The organism is Simplicispira sedimenti, assembly GCF_022760965.1.
GTDB classification, from domain to species: Bacteria; Pseudomonadota; Gammaproteobacteria; order Burkholderiales; family Burkholderiaceae_C; genus Simplicispira; species Simplicispira sedimenti.
This window is the reverse complement of the sequence record NZ_JAKVIJ010000002.1, coordinates 25,388-43,573: the sequence shown is the minus strand read 5'-3', so window position 1 is coordinate 43,573 and position 18,186 is coordinate 25,388. Positions and strand designations below refer to the sequence as shown.

Below are 18,186 nucleotides of genomic sequence, written 5' to 3'. Positions count from 1 at the left end.
GTGGGAAAGAAAGAAAACGGTCGTCGGCTTACTGCACGCTCATCCACTTGAAGGGCATGAAGTTGTCGGCCAGTTGCACCAGCTTGACCTTGTTGCTCACCCCCCAGGCCAGGGCCTGCTGGTGCAGGGGCAGGTGGCCGATGTCGGCCGAATGCAGGTCGAAGGCCTCGCGGATCATGGCATTGCGCTTGTCCTTGTCGGTCTCGGACTGGATCTTGAGCGTGAGCTCATCCACCTTGGGGTTGCAGTAGGCCCCCAGGTTGAACTGGCCCGATCCCTTGTCGTCCACGCAACGCATCAGCGCATTGAGGGCGTTGTGTGCGTCGTAGGTGCCGGGGGTCCAGCCCAGCATGTAGAAACTGGTGTCGCGGCGCAGGATCTTGGGGAAATAGGTGCCCTTGGTTTCGGCCTGCAGGTTGATCTTGACGCCAATGCGCGAGAGGTTGGCGGCCACCGTCTCGCAGATGAGGCGGTCGTTCACATAGCGGTCGTTCGGACAGTTGAGGGCCACCTCAAAACCACTGGGGTAGCCTGCCTCGGCCAGCAACTTCTTGGCGGCTTCCACGTCGTAGGGCAGGCGCTTGTTCTGGTCCGTGCTGAAGCCGTTGATGCCTGGCCCCACCATCAGCGCAGTGGGGTTGGACGCGCCGCGCATCACCACGCGCTTGATGCCGTCGATGTCGATGGCCTGGTAGAAAGCCTGGCGCACGCGCTTGTCCTTGAAGGGGTTCTTGCCCTTGACGTTGGAGTACAGCAGTTCGTCACGCTTTTGGTCCATGCCCAGGAAGATGGTGCGCAGCTCGGGGCCGGTGACGGCACGCACGCTGCCGCTGGCATTGACGCGGGCAATGTCCTGCACCGGCACGGGTTCCATCACGTCCACCTCGCCCGACAGCAGCGCGGCCACGCGCGTGGCATCGTTGCCGATGGGGGTGAAGACGACTTCGGCGGCGTTGCCCTCGATCTTGTCCCAGTACCCCCCATGGCGCGTGAACACGGTGCGCACGTTGGGTTGGCGCTCGCGCACGCGGAACGGGCCGGTGCCGTTGGCCTTGAACGAAGCGGTGTTCTCAATGCCCTTGCGCCGGTCCACCGGGCGCTCGGCCTTGTTGGCCTCGCACCATTTCTTGCTCATGATGTACACGAGCGAAATCACGTCGGGCAGGATGGGAAACGGTGCCTTGGTTTCGATCTCCACGGCGTGGTCGCCCACCTTGCGCACTTCCTTGATGTCGTTGGTGTAGCTGCGCATGTCCGAACCGTCACCAGCAGCACGCGCGAACGAAAACACCACATCGTCGGCAGAGAACGGCGTGCCGTCGTGGAACTGCACGCCCTTGCGCAGTTCGAAGCGCCAGACCGTCGGTGCGGTCTGCTTCCAACTGGTCGCCAGGGCAGGCGCCAGGCCCAGGTCCTTGCCCCGGCCCACCAGCGGCTCATACACGTTGCCCGTCACGCTCAGTTGCAGCGATTCGTTGAGCGAATGCGGGTCCATGGACAGCGCATCCCCCTGGTTGGCAATGCGGACGGTTTGCGCATTTGCTACCAAATTCATAGCGCATAGCGCCGTAAATACGGCGCTGTAAGCCATTTTCTTATTGAACTTCATGGCATGTCTCCTGGTGGTGGATGAAAGCGTCGAATCGGGTGTGCTGCGCGCAGTGGTCACGCCGCCGCCGGCAGGGGCATGGACTGCTCGATCAGGCTGGCGTGCAGGGCGGAGCCCAGCGGCAGGATGTCGTCGTTGAAGTCGTAGCGGCTGTTGTGCAGCGCGCTGCCGCTGGCGCCCGTGCCCTGGCCAATGCGCAGGTAGGCGCCGGGCTTGCTCTGCAGCATGAAGGAAAAATCCTCTGCGCCCATGCTGGGCTCCAGGTCGCGCACCACATGGTCCGCGCCCACCAGCAACTCGGCGACGTCGCCCGCAAACTGCGCCTCGGCCTCGGTGTTGATGGTGGCCGGGTAGATGCGTTCGTAATGCACCGTGGCCGTGGCGCCAAAGCCCAGGGCGATGGCGTTGCACATTTCCTTGAGGCGCTTCTCCACCAGTTCCTGCACCTGGGGATCAAAGGTGCGCACCGTGCCCACAATGCGCGCCGCGCCCGGCAGCACGCTGAAGGCACCCATGTCGCCCGCGTGGATGGCGCACAGGCTGATCACCGCGCTTTCGATGGGGCGCACGTTGCGCGAAACAATGCTCTGCGCTGCCGTGATGATGTGCGCCGCCACCAGCACCACGTCCACCGTCTGGTAGGCGTGTGCGCCGTGGCCGCCGCGGCCGGTGATCTCGATGGTGATGCGATCGGCCGCCGCCATCATGGGGCCGGAGTTGATGCCCACCATGCCAGGGCGCAGTTGCGGCCAGTTGTGCATCGCATAGATGGATTGCACGGGAAAGCGCTCGAACAGGCCGTCTTCCATCATCACGCGCGCACCGCCGAAGCCCTCTTCGCCGGGCTGGAAGACCAGCACGGCCGTGCCGTCAAAACGACGGGTCTCGGCCAGGTAGCGTGCGGCCCCCACCAGCATGGCGGTGTGACCGTCGTGCCCGCAACCATGCATGAGCCCGCTCTTGCAGGATTTCCAGGGAAACTCGTTGTCTTCGGTGATGGGCAACGCATCCATGTCGGCACGCAGGCCCACCATGGCGCCACTGGCGCGGGTCTGGCCATGGATGACGCCCACCACGCCGGTACAGCCCAAGCCTTCATGGATTTCATCGACACCACACAAGCGCAACGCTTCCTTGACGCGGGCGCTGGTGTAGTGCTCCTCGAAGCCCAGCTCGGGATGGGCATGCAGGTCGCGGCGCAAGGCCGTGAGTTCCGGAAGGAACTGCGCGATGTGCGCAAAGGCCCGGCCACCAGCTTTCAGGCGCAGCTGTGCCATCTCAATGCCCCCCGGCTTTGCCTACGCGCAGCCGTGGGTCCACGGCGAAATAGAGCAGATCCACGACCAGATTGATGACCACGAAGATCAGCGCGATCAGGCACAGGTAGGCGGCCATCACCGGAATGTCGGCAAAGGTGACCGCCTGGATGAACAGCAGCCCCATGCCTGGCCACTGGAACACGGTCTCGGTGATGATGGCGAAGGCGATCAAGCCGCCCAGTTGCAGGCCGGTGATGGTCATCACCGGCACCAGCGTGTTTTTCAGCGCATGGCCGAAATGGATGGCGCGATCGGTCAAGCCGCGGGCACGCGCAAACTTGATGTAATCGGTGCGCAGGACTTCCAGCATTTCAGCCCGCACCAGGCGCATGATGAGCGTGAGCTGAAAGATCGCCAAGGTGACTGCGGGAAGCGTGATGTGGTGCCAGCCCTTGGCGCTCAGCAGGCCGGTGCTCCACCAGCCCATCTGCGTCACGGGGCCCCGACCAAAGCTGGGGAACCAGCCCAGGGTGACGGAAAACACCAGGATCAGCAAAATGCCGATCAAAAAGGTGGGCAAGGAGACCCCCAGAAGGGAGAAGGTCATGAACACCTGGCTCATGAAAGTGCCGCGCTTGAGCGCCGCATACACGCCCATGGGCACTCCGACCAAGAGGGCCAGGAAGGCGGCCACCAGGGCCAGTTCCAGGGTGGCAGGGAAGCGCTCGGCAATGAGTCGGGACACCTTGGCGCCCTGGCGCAGGCTCAGGCCAAACTCGCCCTGTGCGGCGTTGACGAGGAAGTGTCCGAACTGTACGAAGAACGGTTGATCCAGCCCCAACTGCGCACGCAGTTCCCGAATCTGCTCGGGCGTGGCGTCCTGTCCGAGCAGGAAAACCACGGGATCCCCCACATACTGGAACAACATGAAGGAGATGAAGGCCACCGTGACCATGACGATCACTGCCTGGATCAGGCGGCGCAGGATGAAAGCTAGCATCGGTGTAGGAGTCGAGTGGGTTTCGGTCAGCCTGCCCAGGCTGCTTTTGGCGGCCTGGGCGTCATACGGTGTACAGCCGGTGGTGCAGGGTAGGCACGACCGGCCACGGGATCAATTGATCTTCACCGTTAGCATGTCCACGCGGTTGTCGGCACGATGGACCAATTCCACATTCTTCTTCATGGCCCAGGGGATGACCTGGTCGTGCAACGGAATGTGCGAAACGGTGTCATTGGACAACTGCAGCGCCTCGGTCAGCATGCGCGCGCGCACGGGTGCGTCGGTTTCGACCTTCACGCGATCGACCAGGTAGTCCATGCGCTCGTTGCTGTAACGGCCGACGTTGTAGTTGCCGTCGCCCCCCTGACCCACGGTGCGTACCAGCGACTGCAGGCTGTAAAGCGCGTCAAAGGTCGGAACGCCCCAGCCGAGCATGTAGATGCTGGCTTCGTAGCGCTGAATCATGGGGAAGTAGTTCACCAGCGGCATGGTGCGCAGCTTGGCCTTGACACCCACACGCGCCCACATCGCGGTCACCGCCTGGCAGATGGCTTCGTCGTTGATGTAACGGTTGTTGGGGCAGGCGAAGTCCACTTCAAAACCGCTGGGGTAGCCCGCGTCTGCCAGCAGCTTCTTGGCCGCTTCCACATCGTAGGGGAAGCGCTTGGCCACACCTTCCGTCCAGCCCGCCACCTGGGGCGCGACCAGCGTACCGGTGGGCTTGCCCAGGCCACGCATGATGTTGCGCGAAATCGTGTCCACATCGATGGCCTGGTACAGGGCCTTGCGCACGCGCACATCCTTCAGCGGATTCTTGCCCTTGACGTTAGAACCAGGCAACTCTTCACGGAACTGGTCCATGCCAAGGAAGATGGTGCGGTTTTCCAGTCCATCGATCACCTTGAGATCGGCGCTGGCACGCAGGCGGCCCAGGTCCTGGGGCGTGGGATCCAGCACCATGTCCACCTCGCCCGACAGCAGCGCAGCAATGCGCGTGGCAGCGGACTTGATCGGGGTGTACACGATCTCCGTCACATTGCCTTCCATCTTGCCCCACCAATTGGGGTTGCGCTTGAAAACCATGCGCTGGTCAGGCTGCCAGGACGTCAGCACATACGGCCCGGTCCCCATGGCATTGCGGTGGGCAAAATTCTCGTCCGCCGCCTTCATGTCCTTGGGGTCCACCGACTTGTTCTTCTCGGCCCAGGCCTTGCTCATCATGCGCAGCTCCGTCATCTGGCGCAGCAGCACGGGGTTGGGGCCTTTGAGGATGACGTCGATGGTGTGGCTGTCCACCTTCACCACTTTGTCGATGCCCTGGACATAGGGCGAGAAGTTGGAGGTCTTGGCCATGGCGCGGTTCAGCGAGAACACAGCGTCATCGGCAGTGAATGGCGTACCGTCGCTGAATTTCACTTCCTTGCGCAGATTGAAGCGCACCTGGGTGGGCGAGATTTCTTTCCAGGACGTTGCCAACACCGGTTCGACCGCGAAAGTCTTGCTGTTGTAGTACACCAGACTTTCGTACACATTGGCATGCAGACCGTTTTGCAGCGCATTGTTTTGGGAATGGATATCCCAGGTCGCGATTTCCCCTTGGCTGGCCCATTTGAAGGTCTTGGCATGCACGCCGGGCGCCGCAGCCAAGGCCGCAGCTGCTGCCAGCGTCAACAGACTGATTTTGAACTTCATGAAACCCCTCGTATTGAAAAAAGGTAACTATGCAACAAGGCATAAGCTCATGCCAATGGGTTATCCCTTATTACCCAAGACCAACAGGGGACATGCAAAAGGCCTTGCTTGACAAGCCTCGAAATTGACGTTGTCGTCAATCAGTTGGGAAGTGCCTGACGTCCGCACTGATTCTGCAAATCCAAAGCCACTCAGCACTTTTGAATGGCATGAAAACCACGCACCAATAGAAAAAGCCAGCCCGAAGGCTGGCTTTTTGATTCTGCTGGAATACTGGCTCAGGCCAGCAGACCATTAGAAGTTGTGGCGAATGCCCACGCCGAAGTGGCTCTTGGCACCGGTGTTGTAGAACTCGGCAGCGCCAGGAGCAGCGTCGCCATCCTTGTAGTACACAGCGTATGCGAAGGTGCGCTTGGACAGGGCGTACTTGCCTTCCAGCACGAAGTCGGTGTTCTTCATGCCGTCGCCGTTTTGACGAGCGATGTCAGCCGTCACAGAGAAAGCGCCCAGGGGCACGGTAGCACCCAGGGTGAAGCCCTTGCTGTTGCCAGCGGGGTTCTGGATAGAAGCAGCAACCTTGAAGCTGCCGAAGTCGTAGCTGCCGCCCAGAGCGTAGTTGCCCTTGGCGTTGTTGACCTTGTTGTAGGCAAACGATGCAACGATCGGGCCTTGGCTGTAGATGGCGTTCAGGTCGTACTTGGCATTGCCGCCGTTGTCAGGCTTGAAGATGTAGCCCAGGGTGCCGCTAAAGCCGTTGGCAGCGAAGGTGTACTGCAGCACGCTGTTGTTACGCGTAGGGCCGCCAGCAAAACCGAACTGGTTGGCCACAGCCGAGTAGTTGGCGGTGCCGGTCAGTTCCCAGGCAGCAACGCCGAAGAAGCTGGGGGTCAGGGTACGGCCCATTTGGATACGACCAAAACCGCCTTGCAGAGCCATCCAAGCATTACGCTGGAACGTGACGGCGTCGGTAGCGCCGGATTCGGCGTTGATGCCTTGTTCGAAGTTGAAGGAAGCCTTCAGACCACCGCCCAGATCTTCCACGCCACGCACGCCCAGACGGCTGTTGCCGTTGTTCAGAACGCCGTTGCCGCTCATTTGCATGGAGGAGCCAGAGGCCTTGGCCAGAGACAGGTCAGCCACGCCGTACAGAGTGACGGAAGATTGAGCCATGGCGGCGCCGGAAGCAGCCAGCACGGCCAGGGCGATCAGGGATTTTTTCATTGCGAGTTACTCCAAGGTTAAACATAGGGCGCCGGTACGGGGGGTCTGGGGGTGGTTTGCACCTTGGCAATCCCGCCGGTTCCCCGGGCCAACCTCCTGGTGGGGAAGTTGTTGCTATTGCACCAGACGTCGGCAGGTTTCGCAAAGGAAATCACCCACAAGGCGCCCTAAAAAAGGATTTCGTTGTCCTGTTGCAACACCGCGCCGTCTGCCTGCACAATGGACGCAATACAGGGGCAGCGAGCCCGGTGCTCCCCGAGCAGTTTGTTGTTTTTTTGTATCAATATGAAAAGTGTGTTGTGAAAAGCACGGGAAACTTAGCCCCATGGATCGCCTTTTGATTGCGTTGGACACTACGCTGCGCACCTTGTGGGCGGCACCAAGGGCCAGGGAAGCTTCCCCGGCCGAGAGCATTCCGGATGCGCCACTGGCACCGGCCGACAGGCAGCAGTCCGTGGCACTGATGCGCGTGAACCATGTGGGCGAGGTCTGTGCACAGGCGCTGTACACCGGCCAGGCTGCTGTCACGCGCGACGAATCCCTGCGCCAGCAATTGCTGGAAGCCGCCCGCGAGGAAACGGACCACCTGGCCTGGACGCAGGAGCGCATCCGAACCCTGGGGGGATGCGAAAGCCTGCTCAATCCCCTGTGGTTTGCCGGGGCCTTTGGGCTCGGGGTACTGGCCGCCAGCATCAGCGACAAGGTCAGCCTGGGCTTTGTGGCAGAGACCGAGGACCAGGTCGCCGCACACCTGGACAGTCACCTGCAACGACTGCCTGCCCAGGACACCCGCTCACGCACCATTGTGGCGCGCATGAAGTCCGACGAAGAGCGCCACGCGGCCTGGGCGCGCAGCGCCGGTGCGGTGGAGCTGCCCCCCCCGGCCCGCTGGCTGATGCGCGCAGCGGCCAAGGTGATGACCTCCACAGCGCACCATATTTGATCTCAGGCCTCGATCAGATCGAAGCTGGTGACGATCTCGGCGGTTTTCCCCAGCATGATGCTGGCGGAACAGTATTTATCGTGGCTCAGGGCGATGGCGCGCTCCACGGCCGTGGCGGGGATGCCCTTGCCTGTGACCGTGAAATGCATGTGGATGCGCGTGAAGACCTTGGGATCGGTGCTGGCGCGTTCGGCCGAGAGCTTGACGCTACAGCCGCGCACGTCGTGCCGCCCACGGCGCAGGATCAGCACCACATCGTAGGCGGTGCATCCGCCCGTGCCGGCCAACAGCGTTTCCATGGGCCGGGGGGCCAGATTTTGTCCGCCCAGCGCTGGTTGCGCCGCGTCGGGCGCGCCATCCATGGCCAACACATGACCGCTGCCGGTCTCGGCCACAAACCCCATTCCGGAGCGGGTGCCTGCGGCGCCCGTCCAGCTCACTGTGCATTCCATTGTTCCTCCTGCGTGGTGCTCTTGCGACAAATGTAACAGCCGCATCAAAGAAGCGGTATTCATGCTGCAGCGCAACAGACTTGCGCTACACTGACGCCATGCGCTGCCCATGGGCAGTGCGCCAATTGTCTCCTCCACCTCCCTGGTGGATTCCACCCCGGGCCTTACCGCCTGGGGTTTTTTTTGTGTGCGTGGCGCCCCACCCCTGTGGTACGTGCTGCGGTGTGGCAAGCGCCTATGATGTGTGCCCCGCCCTGTCCCTGCCGTGGCGGAGATGTCCTTTTCTGCCATGAACCAGCCCCTGACCCCCCTGGATTACCTCAAGAAGATCCTGACCGCACGCGTCTATGACGTGGCGGTCGAATCCGACCTGGAGCCTGCCCGCAACCTCAGCCGCCGCCTGCACAACAAGGTGCTGCTCAAACGCGAGGACCAGCAACCCGTGTTCAGCTTCAAGCTGCGCGGGGCCTACAACAAGATGGCACAGTTGGCGCCCGAGCAGTTGCAGCGCGGCGTGATCTGCGCCTCGGCGGGCAACCATGCCCAGGGCGTGGCCATGAGCGCGCACAAACTGGGTACGCGCGCCGTCATCGTGATGCCCACCACCACGCCGGCCGTCAAGATCGACGCCGTGCGCGCGCTGGGTGGCGAGGTGGTGCTGCACGGTGACAGCTATTCGGATGCGTACGGCCACGCCGTGGAATTGCAGCAGGCCCAGGGCCTGACCTTTGTCCACCCCTTTGATGACCCGGACGTGATTGCCGGCCAGGGCACGATCGCCATGGAAATCCTGCGCCAGTTGCAGCCCTTGGGCAGCACCAGGCTGGATGCGGTGTTCGTGGCCATTGGCGGCGGCGGGCTGATCAGCGGCGTGGCCAACTACATCAAGGCCGTGCGGCCCGAGGTCAAGGTCATTGGCGTGCAGATGAACGATTCCGACGCCATGATGCAGTCGGTGCACGCCGGAGAGCGCGTTCAGCTCGCCGACGTGGGCCTGTTCTCCGACGGCACAGCCGTCAAGCTGGTGGGCGAGGAAACCTTCCGCATCGCCAGCGGTCTGGTGGACGAGTTCATGACCGTGGACACCGACGCGGTGTGCGCGGCCATCAAAGACATCTTTGTGGATACGCGCAGCATCGTCGAGCCCGCAGGTGCACTGGCCGTGGCCGCCATCAAACAGTATGTGGCCACGCACAAGACCAAGGGCGAGACCTACGCTGCCATCCTGTGCGGCGCCAACATGAACTTCGACCGCCTGCGCTTCGTGGCCGAGCGCGCTGAGGTGGGCGAGGAACGCGAAGCGCTGCTGGCGGTCACCATCCCCGAGGAGCGCGGGAGCTTTCGCCGCTTTTGCGAAGTGATCGGCAGCCTGCCCGGCGGGCCGCGCAATGTGACCGAGTTCAACTACCGCATCAGCGACAGCGCGCGCGCCCACGTGTTTGTGGGCCTCACCGCGCACGGCAAGGGCGAGTCGGAAAAGATCGCCAAGAACTTTACCCGCCACGGCTTCGAGGCGCTGGACCTCACGCACGACGAGTTGGCCAAGGAGCATTTGCGCCACCTGGTGGGCGGGCGCTCGGCACTGGCGCAGGAGGAGCGACTGCTGCGCTTTGTCTTTCCGGAGCGACCCGGCGCACTGTTCAAGTTCCTGAGCCTGATGCAGCCCACCTGGAACATCTCGCTGTTCCACTACCGCAACCAGGGCGCAGACTACGGCCGCATCCTCGTGGGCATGCAAGTGCCCGCGAGCGACGCGAAGGCGTTCGAGGCTTTCCTCGCCACCCTGGGCTACCCCTATGTGGAAGAAACCCAGAACCCGGCCTACCGCCTGTTTCTGCAAGCCAATTCTTGATGAAATATGGCTCTAACGCTTATTTTTAGGGCGCTAGCAGCTATTGTTTTTATAGCATGACACAAGCCCTGCGCCACTACCTGCTGGCCGTGCAGTTCTTCACCCGCATTCCCATCACGGGGCGGCTGGCACAGTGGGTGGGGTACAGCCCGGCCATGCTGCGCGCCAGCAGCGCGCATTTCCCGGGCGTGGGCTGGCTGGTGGCGGCGGTGGCGGTGGCCTGCCATGCCGCCCTGATGACCGGGCTGGGCACCGGCCCCCTGGTGCCCTGGGTGGCAGCAGTGTTCAGCACGGTAGCCACGGTGCTGGTCACCGGGGGCTTTCACGAAGACGGCCTGGCCGACGTGGCCGACGGCCTGGGCGGCAGTGCCGAGCGCGAGCGCGCGCTGGACATCATGAAGGATTCGCGCATCGGCGCCTACGGCGCCATGGCGCTGGTGCTGGCGCTGCTGGCCAAAACCAGCCTGCTGGCCCACCTGGGCACGCAGGGCATGGTACCGGTACTGACAGCGCTGGTGGGCGGGCATGTGCTCTCGCGCTTTTGGCCACTGCTCATCATCCGTGGCCTGCCCCATGTAGGCGACACGGCGCGGTCCAAAAGCAAGCCGCTGGCAGACCAGATCACGCTACCCGCGCTGGGTGCCGGATGGTTGTGGTGTTTTTTGCCTATAACGCTTGTCTGGCAAGCGCAAGGCGCTCTGTTTTTTATAGCATGCGCCGGCCTGAGCGCACTCGCTGCCGCCTGGATGGCACGCTGGTTTGCGCAGCGCTTGCAGGGGTTCACCGGCGACTGCCTGGGCGCCACGCAGCAGGTGAGTGAAATCGGCTTCTACTTGGGCGCAGCGCTGGCGCTGGGGCCTGCCCTGGCATGAGCCCCCGGCTCTGGCTGGTGCGCCATGCGCCCCCGCTGGCAGCACAGGGGCTGTGCTACGGGCGGCTGAACCTGCCCGCCGACGCGCAGGCCACACGGGACAGCGCGCGTGCGCTGGCAGACGCACTGCCCCAGCGTGTGCTCGCATGGCACTCACCGCTACAAAGATGCGAGCAGCTCGCGCACACCCTGCAAGCGCTGCGACCAGATTTGGCCTCGAAACCCGATGTCCGCCTGCAGGAACTGGACTTTGGCCGCTGGGAAGGCCTGGCCTGGAGCGCCCTGCCCCGCGCCGACATCGATGCCTGGACCACAGACTTTGCCCAACACCGACCTGGTGACGGCGAGAACCTGGCCACCATGGTGCAGCGCGTGGATGCGGCCCTTCAAGACGCCCGCCAGCAAGCCGTGCAGAGGCAGTGCGATGTGCTCTGGATCAGCCACGCGGGCGTGGCGCGCTGCGTGCAGTGGCTGCTGCAACACCCCGCAGGCCCACTGCCCCAGGCCCATGAATGGCCGCGGGAGGCGCCCGCATTCGGGCGCTGGGTCTGCGTGCCCCTGCCGCCTACTTGAGCCGCAAGGCGCCCTTGGCGCGTGTCAGTGGCGCGGGTCTGGTACTTGGGGGTGCAGGAGCTGCCACCGGGGCCGCTGATGCATGGCCCATGCCCGCGCCGCCACGCAGCTTGAACTGGCTGGCCGCACGCAGCAGGCCGCTGGCCTGCTCGCGCAGGGACTCCGAGGCGGCGGCAGACTCTTCCACCAAGGCGGCGTTCTGCTGGGTCATCTGGTCCAGTTGGCGCACGGCCTGGCTGACCTGCTCGATGTTGTCGCGCTGCTCACTGGCCGAAGCGGTGATCTCGCCGATGATGTCCGACACGCGGCGCACGCTGTCCACGATTTCGTTCATGGTCTGGCCAGCCTGCCCCACCAGGGCAGAACCGGCCTCGACCCGCTCCACGCTGGAGCCGATCAGCGCCTTGATTTCCTTGGCGGCATCGGCCGAACGCTGGGCCAGGCTACGCACCTCGCTGGCCACCACGGCAAAGCCACGGCCCTGCTCGCCCGCACGTGCGGCCTCCACGGCCGCATTGAGCGCCAGGATGTTGGTCTGGAACGCGATGCCATCGATCACGCCAGTGATGTCGGCGATCTTGCGTGAGCTGGTGGTGATCTGGTCCATGGTGCTGACGACCTGTGCCACCACCTCGCCCCCCCGTCCGGCCACCTGTGCGGCCGAGACCGCAAAGTCACTGGCGTGGCGCGATGATTCAGCGCTGTGCTGCACGGTGCTGGTGAGTGTCTCCATGGAGGACGAGGTTTCTTCCAGGTTGGCTGCCGTCTGCTCGGTGCGGTGGCTCAGATCCTGGTTGCCGTTGGCGATTTCGCTGCTCGCGGTGGAGATGTTGCCCGCCGCTTCCTGCACCTGGCGCACCAGGTCGCGCAGCGATTCCTGCATGCGTGCCATGGCGGATACCAGTTGACCGACCTCGTCCTGCTGCTGCGTGTGCACGTCTTCAGTGAGGTCGCCGGCCGCAATGCGCTCGGCCAAACGGCTGGCGTCGCCCAGCGATTGCGTGATGGAGCGCACACTGAAATAGGTGAGCGGTATCAGCACCGCCAGCCCCAGCACCAACCCCACGCCAATGAGCACGGCCATGGATGCGGTGCGCGTCTCGACTCCCACGCGGGCTTCATCCATCTGGCTGCGCGCACTGGCCGCCAGATCGCCCAGCATCTTGTCGGCATCGTCGGTGTGCTTGCGCAGGCGGTTGGCATAGGCACCGCCGCCGGCCCCATCGAGTTGCGCGTTCTCAATCTGCTGGAAGATGGGGGTGATCCCCGTGTCGTACTGCTTCAGTTCTTCCAGGGCCTTGTCGATGGTGCCAGTGAACTGCGCATCCTGTGCCTGGCGCTGGCGCACCTCGCCCAGATCCTTGCGCAGCTTGCCCATGGTGCCAGCCCAGTCCTCACGCAGCTTGGCCACCTCGACGCTGTTGTTGAAATTGATGATGATGTCTTTTTCAACGCGGCGCACGTGCCCCAACAGGGTGCGCAGGTCCGACATGTCGGTGAGGGTCTGTACTCGCAACGAGAACAGCTCCTGCAAGGTGCCCCGTGTTCGGTCCAGCGCCACATAGCCCATGGCGCCAATCACGATCAGCAACACCAATGCAAACCCCGTGCCGAAGTACAAGCGCGCACGGATCGAGAGTCGGCCAAGCAGATTCATGGCACCCTTTCCATCAAAACCATCAAGCACGGCAAGGCGCCTTCTGCAGCGTCTTACCCCTCCCGTAGCCTTGTGGGCTACCTTTGGTTGCAATATAGCCCAGCCCCCTGTTGCCGTGTCACAGGGTTATCACGGCTGGGCACAGGTGCTCATCGCTGCGGATGCAAGGGCACGTAGAAGCTGCCGCCGGCGCGCTGGAACTCCTCGGCCTTGGCGGCCATGCCCCGCTGCAGCGCAGCATCCTCGGCCAGCCCCTTCTGGGCGGCGAAATCACGCACCTCCTGCGTGATCTTCATGGAGCAGAACTTGGGCCCGCACATGGAGCAGAAATGCGCCACCTTGGCGCTGTCCTTGGGCAGGGTCTCGTCGTGGTACTCCTGCGCCGTCTCCGGGTCCAGGCCCAGGTTGAACTGGTCCTGCCAGCGGAAATCGAAGCGCGCCTGGGAAAGCGCATCGTCGCGCGCGCGGGCACCGGGGTGGCCCTTGGCCACATCGGCGGCGTGCGCGGCGATCTTGTAGGCGATGATGCCCTGCTTGACGTCGTCGCGGTCGGGCAGGCCCAGGTGCTCCTTGGGCGTGACGTAGCACAGCATGGCCGTGCCCATCCAGCCGATCATGGCCGCGCCGATGGCTGACGCAATATGGTCGTAGCCCGGGGCGATGTCGATGGTCAGCGGGCCCAGGGTGTAGAACGGCGCCTCGTGGCAGGTCTTGAGCTGCTCGGTCATGTTGGCCTGGATCATGTGCATGGGCACATGGCCGGGGCCTTCGATCATGGTCTGCACATCGTGCTTCCAGGCAATTTGCGTCAGCTCGCCCAGGGTGTGCAGCTCGGCAAACTGGGCTTCGTCGTTGGCGTCGGACGCGCAGCCGGGCCGCAGGCCATCGCCCAGGCTGAAGGCCACGTCGTAGCTCTTCATGATGTCGCAGATGTCCTCGAAATGCTCGTACAAGAAGCTCTCGCGGTGGTGCGCCATGCACCACTTGGCCATGATGGAGCCGCCGCGCGAGACGATGCCCGTGCGCCGTGCCGCCGTGAGGTGGATGTAGGCCAGGCGCACGCCGGCGTGGATGGTGAAATAGTCCACGCCCTGCTCGGCCTGCTCGATCAGGGTGTCGCGGAAGATTTCCCAGCTCAGGTCTTCGGCGATGCCGCCCACCTTTTCCAGCGCCTGGTAGATGGGCACGGTGCCGATGGGCACGGGACTGTTGCGCACGATCCAGTCGCGCGTGGTGTGGATGTTCTTGCCGGTCGAGAGATCCATCACGTTGTCTGCGCCCCAGCGAATGGCCCAGACCAGTTTTTCCACCTCTTCCTCGATGCTCGACGTGACGGCCGAGTTACCGATGTTGGCGTTGATCTTGACGAGGAAGTTGCGGCCAATCGCCATCGGTTCCACCTCGGGGTGGTTGATGTTGGCCGGGATGATGGCGCGGCCGCGCGCGACCTCGTCGCGCACGAACTCGGGCGTGATGATCTTGGGGATGCTCGCGCCCAGTGGGTTGCCCATCAGGCGCTGCTCACGCGCTGCGTCCTGCTGGTACTGCGCCATCCACTCACGGCGACCGTTCTCGCGGATGGCCACGTATTCCATCTCGGGCGTGATGATGCCCTTGCGCGCGTAGTGCATCTGCGTGACGTTGGCGCCCGCCTTGGCGCGCAGCGGCTTGCGCTGCAGCGCGGCGGCCTCGGCGCGCAACTGCGCCAGGCGCGCGGCGTCTTCGCTCTTCTGGCCATCGTCCAGCGCCACGGGTGGGCGCCCGGCGTAGGCTTCGGTATCACCGCGCGCAGCAATCCAGCTGCCACGCACGCTGGGCAGGCCGCGCCGCACATCGATCACAGCCTGCGGATCGGTGTAAGGCCCCGAGGTGTCATAGACGCTGACCACCTCCCCGTTGGTCAGCTGAATGTCGCGCACCGGCACCTGCAGGTCTGCGTGAAGCTGGCCCGGCAGATAAGCCTTGCGCGAGGCCGGGAAAGGCTCGCGGGCACGCGCCAGCTGGGCGGCGAAGGAGTCATGGGCAAGGGGTTCGGGGGCGTTCATGGTCAGGTCTCCTGGGTCCGGATGGTGGGGTGCTCCGGACTGGACCTGCGCCCGCCGCAGGCACGGTTCGCGCCTGCGGTGCGGCGTGTCTGCCGGATGGGCAGCCACGCAAACTGGGAGGGTCGGCTCTTCTTCCGCCGGCATGAACCGGATCAAGTTCGTCGGGTTCGCAGCAGGCCTGACAACAGGCCCTTTGCATCTCAGCGCATCAGCACACCCCGGAGCAGGCGCGAGTATAGGTCAGATGCCGCGTTCGAGGATCAGCACAGCGAAGAAGACACCCGCCGCGATCATCGTCCACTTGAGAACGACAAAACCCAGGCGCTTGTAGCGCGCCTGCCCCGTGCCGGCATAAAAAGCAAAGCACAGCGCCGCCACAAACAGCAGCAGCATGACGAGCCAGCGGAACAGCAGCATGCGCCTTACTCCCCGTGCAATGTGACGCCGAGGGCGATTGTCACTGGCGCGCTCCAGACCAGCGGCCGCCGCGCAAGGGTCGCCCCGCCGCGCTGAGCAAGCGCCCCCCTTCCCGCATCGCGCAGCGAGGCGAGAGAAGGGGGAAGGCGCGCAGCGCCACAGGGGGTTGTTTCATGTCACCAGGCGCGCGCAGGTTGCGCGAAGCCGGTGGGCGCGAGGCGCTCGTTGTCAAAAGTGACGATCTCCCAGGCCTCCGGGTGCGCCTCCAGCTCCCGCAACAGCAGGTTGTTGAGCGCGTGGCCTGAGCGGAAGGCACTGTAGGCAGCCAGCAGGGGCTTGCCCACGAGGTACAGATCGCCCATGGCGTCCAGAATCTTGTGCTTGACGAACTCATCGTCGTAGCGCAGACCGTCGGCATTGAGCACCTTGTAATCGTCCATGACGATGGCGTTGTCCAGCCCTCCGCCCAAAGCCAGGCCGCTGGAGCGCATCATCTCCACGTCCTTGGTGAAGCCGAAGGTGCGCGCGCGCGCGATGTCGCGGCTGTAGTTGCCGGTGCCCAGGTCAAACTCCACGCACTGGCCCGTGGAATCAACCGCCGGGTGCGCAAAGTCGATCTCGAAGCGCAGCTTGAAGCCGTGGTAGGGCTCCAGGCGCGCCCACTTGGCCTGCGCGCCCTCGCCCTGGCGCACTTCCACCGGCTGCTTGACGCGAATGAAACGCCGCGGCGCGTTCTGCAAGGCAATGCCTGCGCTCTGCAACAGGAAGACAAACGAGGCCGAGGAGCCGTCGAGAATGGGCACTTCCTCGGCGGTGATGTCCACATACAGGTTGTCCACCCCGAGGCCCGCGCAGGCCGACATGAGGTGCTCTACCGTGTGCACCCGCGCGTCACCCACCGAGATGGTCGATGCCATGCGGGTGTCGGTCACCGCCAGGGTGGACACCGGAATGTCCACCGGCTCGGGCAGCTCAATGCGCCGAAACACGATGCCAGTGTCGGGCTGCGCAGGGCGCAGGGTCAACTCCACGCGCTGACCGCTGTGCAGGCCCACGCCCACCGCACGGGTGAGGGACTTGAGGGTACGTTGCGCAAGCATCCCGCAATTTTAGTGCGGCTGGCCCTCGGCCGCAGCACTGTTCAGCTATGGCTTCAATAGAAACAAAAACGCCCGCGCCTTAGCGCTCCAAGCCAGCGACCGCCGCGCAAGGGCCGCCCCGCCGCGCTGGCGGTGCCCCCCTTCCCGCGCTGCGCAGCAGCGCGAGAGAAGGGGGGAGCGGCGAAGCCGCTCGGGGGGTTGCTCCGAATCAATCTGCCTGCTTGCGCAGGAAGGCCGGGATCTCCAGATCGTCCATACCGCCCGACACCAGCGCATCGACCCGCGCTGCAGCCTGCGTGCGGTTGGTGCGCCACACACTGGGCACCGCCATGTTGCCGTAGTCGGCGCCGCCAGCGGGAGCCGCCATGCCAGAAGCCATGCCCCCAGCGGCCATGCCGTTGCCCACCATGGGGTACGCCATGTTGTCGGTACCGGTGCGCAAGCCGCCCTGCACCACCGAAATGGGCTGGCGCCGCGCGTTGGCACGGGACAGGCCCGTGGCCACGACCGTGACACGCAGTTCGTCACCCAGGCTGTCGTCGTAGGCAGCACCGTAGATGACATGTGCATCGGGCGATGCGTAGGCGTTGATGGTGCTCATGGCCAGGCGCGATTCGGACAGCTTGAGGCTGCCACGTGCCGCCGTGACCAGCACCAGCACGCCCTTGGCGCCGGAGAGGTCGATGCCTTCGAGCAGCGGGCAGGCCACGGCCTGCTCGGCGGCGATGCGTGCGCGGTCCGGGCCGCTGGCGGTGGCGGTGCCCATCATGGCCTTGCCGGGCTCGCCCATCACGGTGCGCACGTCTTCAAAGTCCACGTTCACATGGCCGTACTCGTTGATGATCTCGGCAATGCCGCCCACGGCGTTCTTGAGCACATCGTTGGCGTGGGCAAAGGCCTCGTCCTGGGTAATGTCGTCACCCAGCACTTCGAGCAGCTTCTCGTTGAGCACCACGATCAGCGAATCAACATTGGCTTCCAGTTCAGCCAGGCCATTGTCGGCGTTTTGCATGCGGCGGCCACCTTCCCAGTCGAAGGGCTTGGTCACCACGCCCACGGTGAGGATGCCCATCTCCTTGGCCACACGCGCGATCACCGGGGCCGCGCCCGTGCCCGTGCCACCGCCCATACCGGCGGTGATGAACAGCATGTGCGCGCCTTCGATGGCTGCGCGGATTTCCGCTTCGGCCGCCTCGGCAGCTTCGCGGGCCTTCTCGGGCTTGCTGCCTGCTCCCAGGCCCGTGCCACCGAGCTGAACCACACGGTGCGCCGTGCTGCGCGCCAGGGCCTGTGCATCGGTGTTGGCGCTGATGAACTCCACGCCCTGCACGCTGCGCGCAATCATGTGCTCGACGGCATTGCCACCGCCGCCGCCCACACCAATCACCTTGATCTGGGTACCCTGGTTGAAGTCTTCGGCTTCGATCATTTCAATGGTCATCTTGCAGCTCCTCTTTCATCAATTCTCAAATGGGTTTCAGGTTCTTGTCTGGAA

Annotated in this window: 15 protein-coding genes and 1 riboswitch; of the genes, 4 read left to right on the top strand and 11 right to left on the bottom strand. The window is 64.0% G+C overall.

What is annotated here, in order from left to right; all coding sequences use genetic code 11:
* Positions 1-28 precede the first annotated feature (28 nt).
* The 5 genes from MJ602_RS02705 to MJ602_RS02685 all read right to left on the bottom strand — a co-directional run bounded on the left by MJ602_RS02705 (position 29) and on the right by MJ602_RS02685 (position 6,781).
* Positions 29-1,609, bottom strand: a complete 1,581-nt coding sequence (locus MJ602_RS02705; protein WP_243019305.1) for an ABC transporter substrate-binding protein — start codon at positions 1,607-1,609, stop codon at positions 29-31.
* Between the two features lie 56 nt (positions 1,610-1,665).
* Positions 1,666-2,886 carry a M20 aminoacylase family protein gene (locus MJ602_RS02700; protein ID WP_243019304.1) on the bottom strand — a complete coding sequence of 407 codons (1,221 nt, stop codon included), beginning with the start codon at positions 2,884-2,886 and terminating at the stop codon, positions 1,666-1,668.
* A 1-nt stretch (position 2,887) separates the two neighbouring features.
* A complete protein-coding gene (locus tag MJ602_RS02695) occupies positions 2,888-3,868 on the bottom strand; it encodes an ABC transporter permease (protein WP_162017356.1) in 981 nt (326 codons plus the stop codon).
* A gap of 111 nt (positions 3,869-3,979) precedes the next feature.
* Positions 3,980-5,560, bottom strand: a complete 1,581-nt coding sequence (locus MJ602_RS02690) for an ABC transporter substrate-binding protein (protein WP_243019303.1) — start codon at positions 5,558-5,560, stop codon at positions 3,980-3,982.
* A gap of 294 nt (positions 5,561-5,854) precedes the next feature.
* On the bottom strand, positions 5,855-6,781 hold the full coding sequence (locus MJ602_RS02685) for a porin (protein WP_243019302.1): 927 nt from the start codon (positions 6,779-6,781) through the stop codon (positions 5,855-5,857).
* 325 nt (positions 6,782-7,106) lie between these two features.
* On the opposite strand from MJ602_RS02685, the gene coq7 reads away from it, so the two are divergent.
* Positions 7,107-7,724: a 2-polyprenyl-3-methyl-6-methoxy-1,4-benzoquinone monooxygenase gene (coq7, locus tag MJ602_RS02680; RefSeq protein ID WP_243019301.1), complete on the top strand. Its 618-nt coding sequence runs from the start codon at positions 7,107-7,109 to the stop codon at positions 7,722-7,724.
* A gap of 2 nt (positions 7,725-7,726) precedes the next feature.
* Here the strand turns inward: coq7 and MJ602_RS02675 are convergent, their stop codons facing one another.
* Entirely contained in the window at positions 7,727-8,176 is a 450-nt protein-coding gene (locus tag MJ602_RS02675) for an OsmC family protein (RefSeq protein ID WP_243019300.1), read from the bottom strand.
* 289 nt (positions 8,177-8,465) lie between these two features.
* Here MJ602_RS02675 and ilvA point away from each other — a divergent pair, with 289 nt between their 5' ends.
* From ilvA to MJ602_RS02660, 3 genes are read left to right on the top strand one after another with little or no spacing between them, the layout of a single operon-like run.
* Entirely contained in the window at positions 8,466-10,028 is a 1,563-nt protein-coding gene (gene ilvA / locus MJ602_RS02670; protein ID WP_243019299.1) for a threonine ammonia-lyase, biosynthetic, read from the top strand.
* A gap of 56 nt (positions 10,029-10,084) precedes the next feature.
* Entirely contained in the window at positions 10,085-10,900 is an 816-nt protein-coding gene (locus MJ602_RS02665) for an adenosylcobinamide-GDP ribazoletransferase (RefSeq protein ID WP_243019298.1), read from the top strand.
* Entirely contained in the window at positions 10,897-11,472 is a 576-nt protein-coding gene (locus MJ602_RS02660) for a histidine phosphatase family protein (RefSeq protein ID WP_243019297.1), read from the top strand. Before MJ602_RS02665 ends, MJ602_RS02660 begins: the two co-directional genes overlap by 4 nt.
* Here MJ602_RS02660 and MJ602_RS02655 read toward each other — a convergent pair.
* The 5 genes from MJ602_RS02655 to ftsZ all read right to left on the bottom strand — a co-directional run bounded on the left by MJ602_RS02655 (position 11,465) and on the right by ftsZ (position 18,132).
* Positions 11,465-13,129, bottom strand: a complete 1,665-nt coding sequence (locus MJ602_RS02655) for a methyl-accepting chemotaxis protein (protein ID WP_243019296.1) — start codon at positions 13,127-13,129, stop codon at positions 11,465-11,467. The two genes, MJ602_RS02660 and MJ602_RS02655, sit on opposite strands and share 8 nt — an antisense overlap.
* 149 nt (positions 13,130-13,278) lie before the next feature.
* On the bottom strand, positions 13,279-15,174 hold the full coding sequence (gene thiC, locus MJ602_RS02650) for a phosphomethylpyrimidine synthase ThiC (protein WP_243019295.1): 1,896 nt from the start codon (positions 15,172-15,174) through the stop codon (positions 13,279-13,281).
* Between the two features lie 112 nt (positions 15,175-15,286).
* Positions 15,287-15,405, bottom strand: a riboswitch (TPP riboswitch).
* Between the two features lie 9 nt (positions 15,406-15,414).
* Complete coding sequence (locus MJ602_RS02645) at positions 15,415-15,591, bottom strand: hypothetical protein (protein WP_243019294.1); 177 nt, start codon at positions 15,589-15,591, stop codon at positions 15,415-15,417.
* A gap of 176 nt (positions 15,592-15,767) precedes the next feature.
* Positions 15,768-16,691 carry a UDP-3-O-acyl-N-acetylglucosamine deacetylase gene (gene lpxC / locus MJ602_RS02640; protein ID WP_243019293.1) on the bottom strand — a complete coding sequence of 308 codons (924 nt, stop codon included), beginning with the start codon at positions 16,689-16,691 and terminating at the stop codon, positions 15,768-15,770.
* 208 nt (positions 16,692-16,899) lie between these two features.
* Positions 16,900-18,132, bottom strand: a complete 1,233-nt coding sequence (ftsZ, locus tag MJ602_RS02635) for a cell division protein FtsZ (RefSeq protein ID WP_243019292.1) — start codon at positions 18,130-18,132, stop codon at positions 16,900-16,902.
* Between the last annotated feature and the right edge of the window lie 54 nt (positions 18,133-18,186).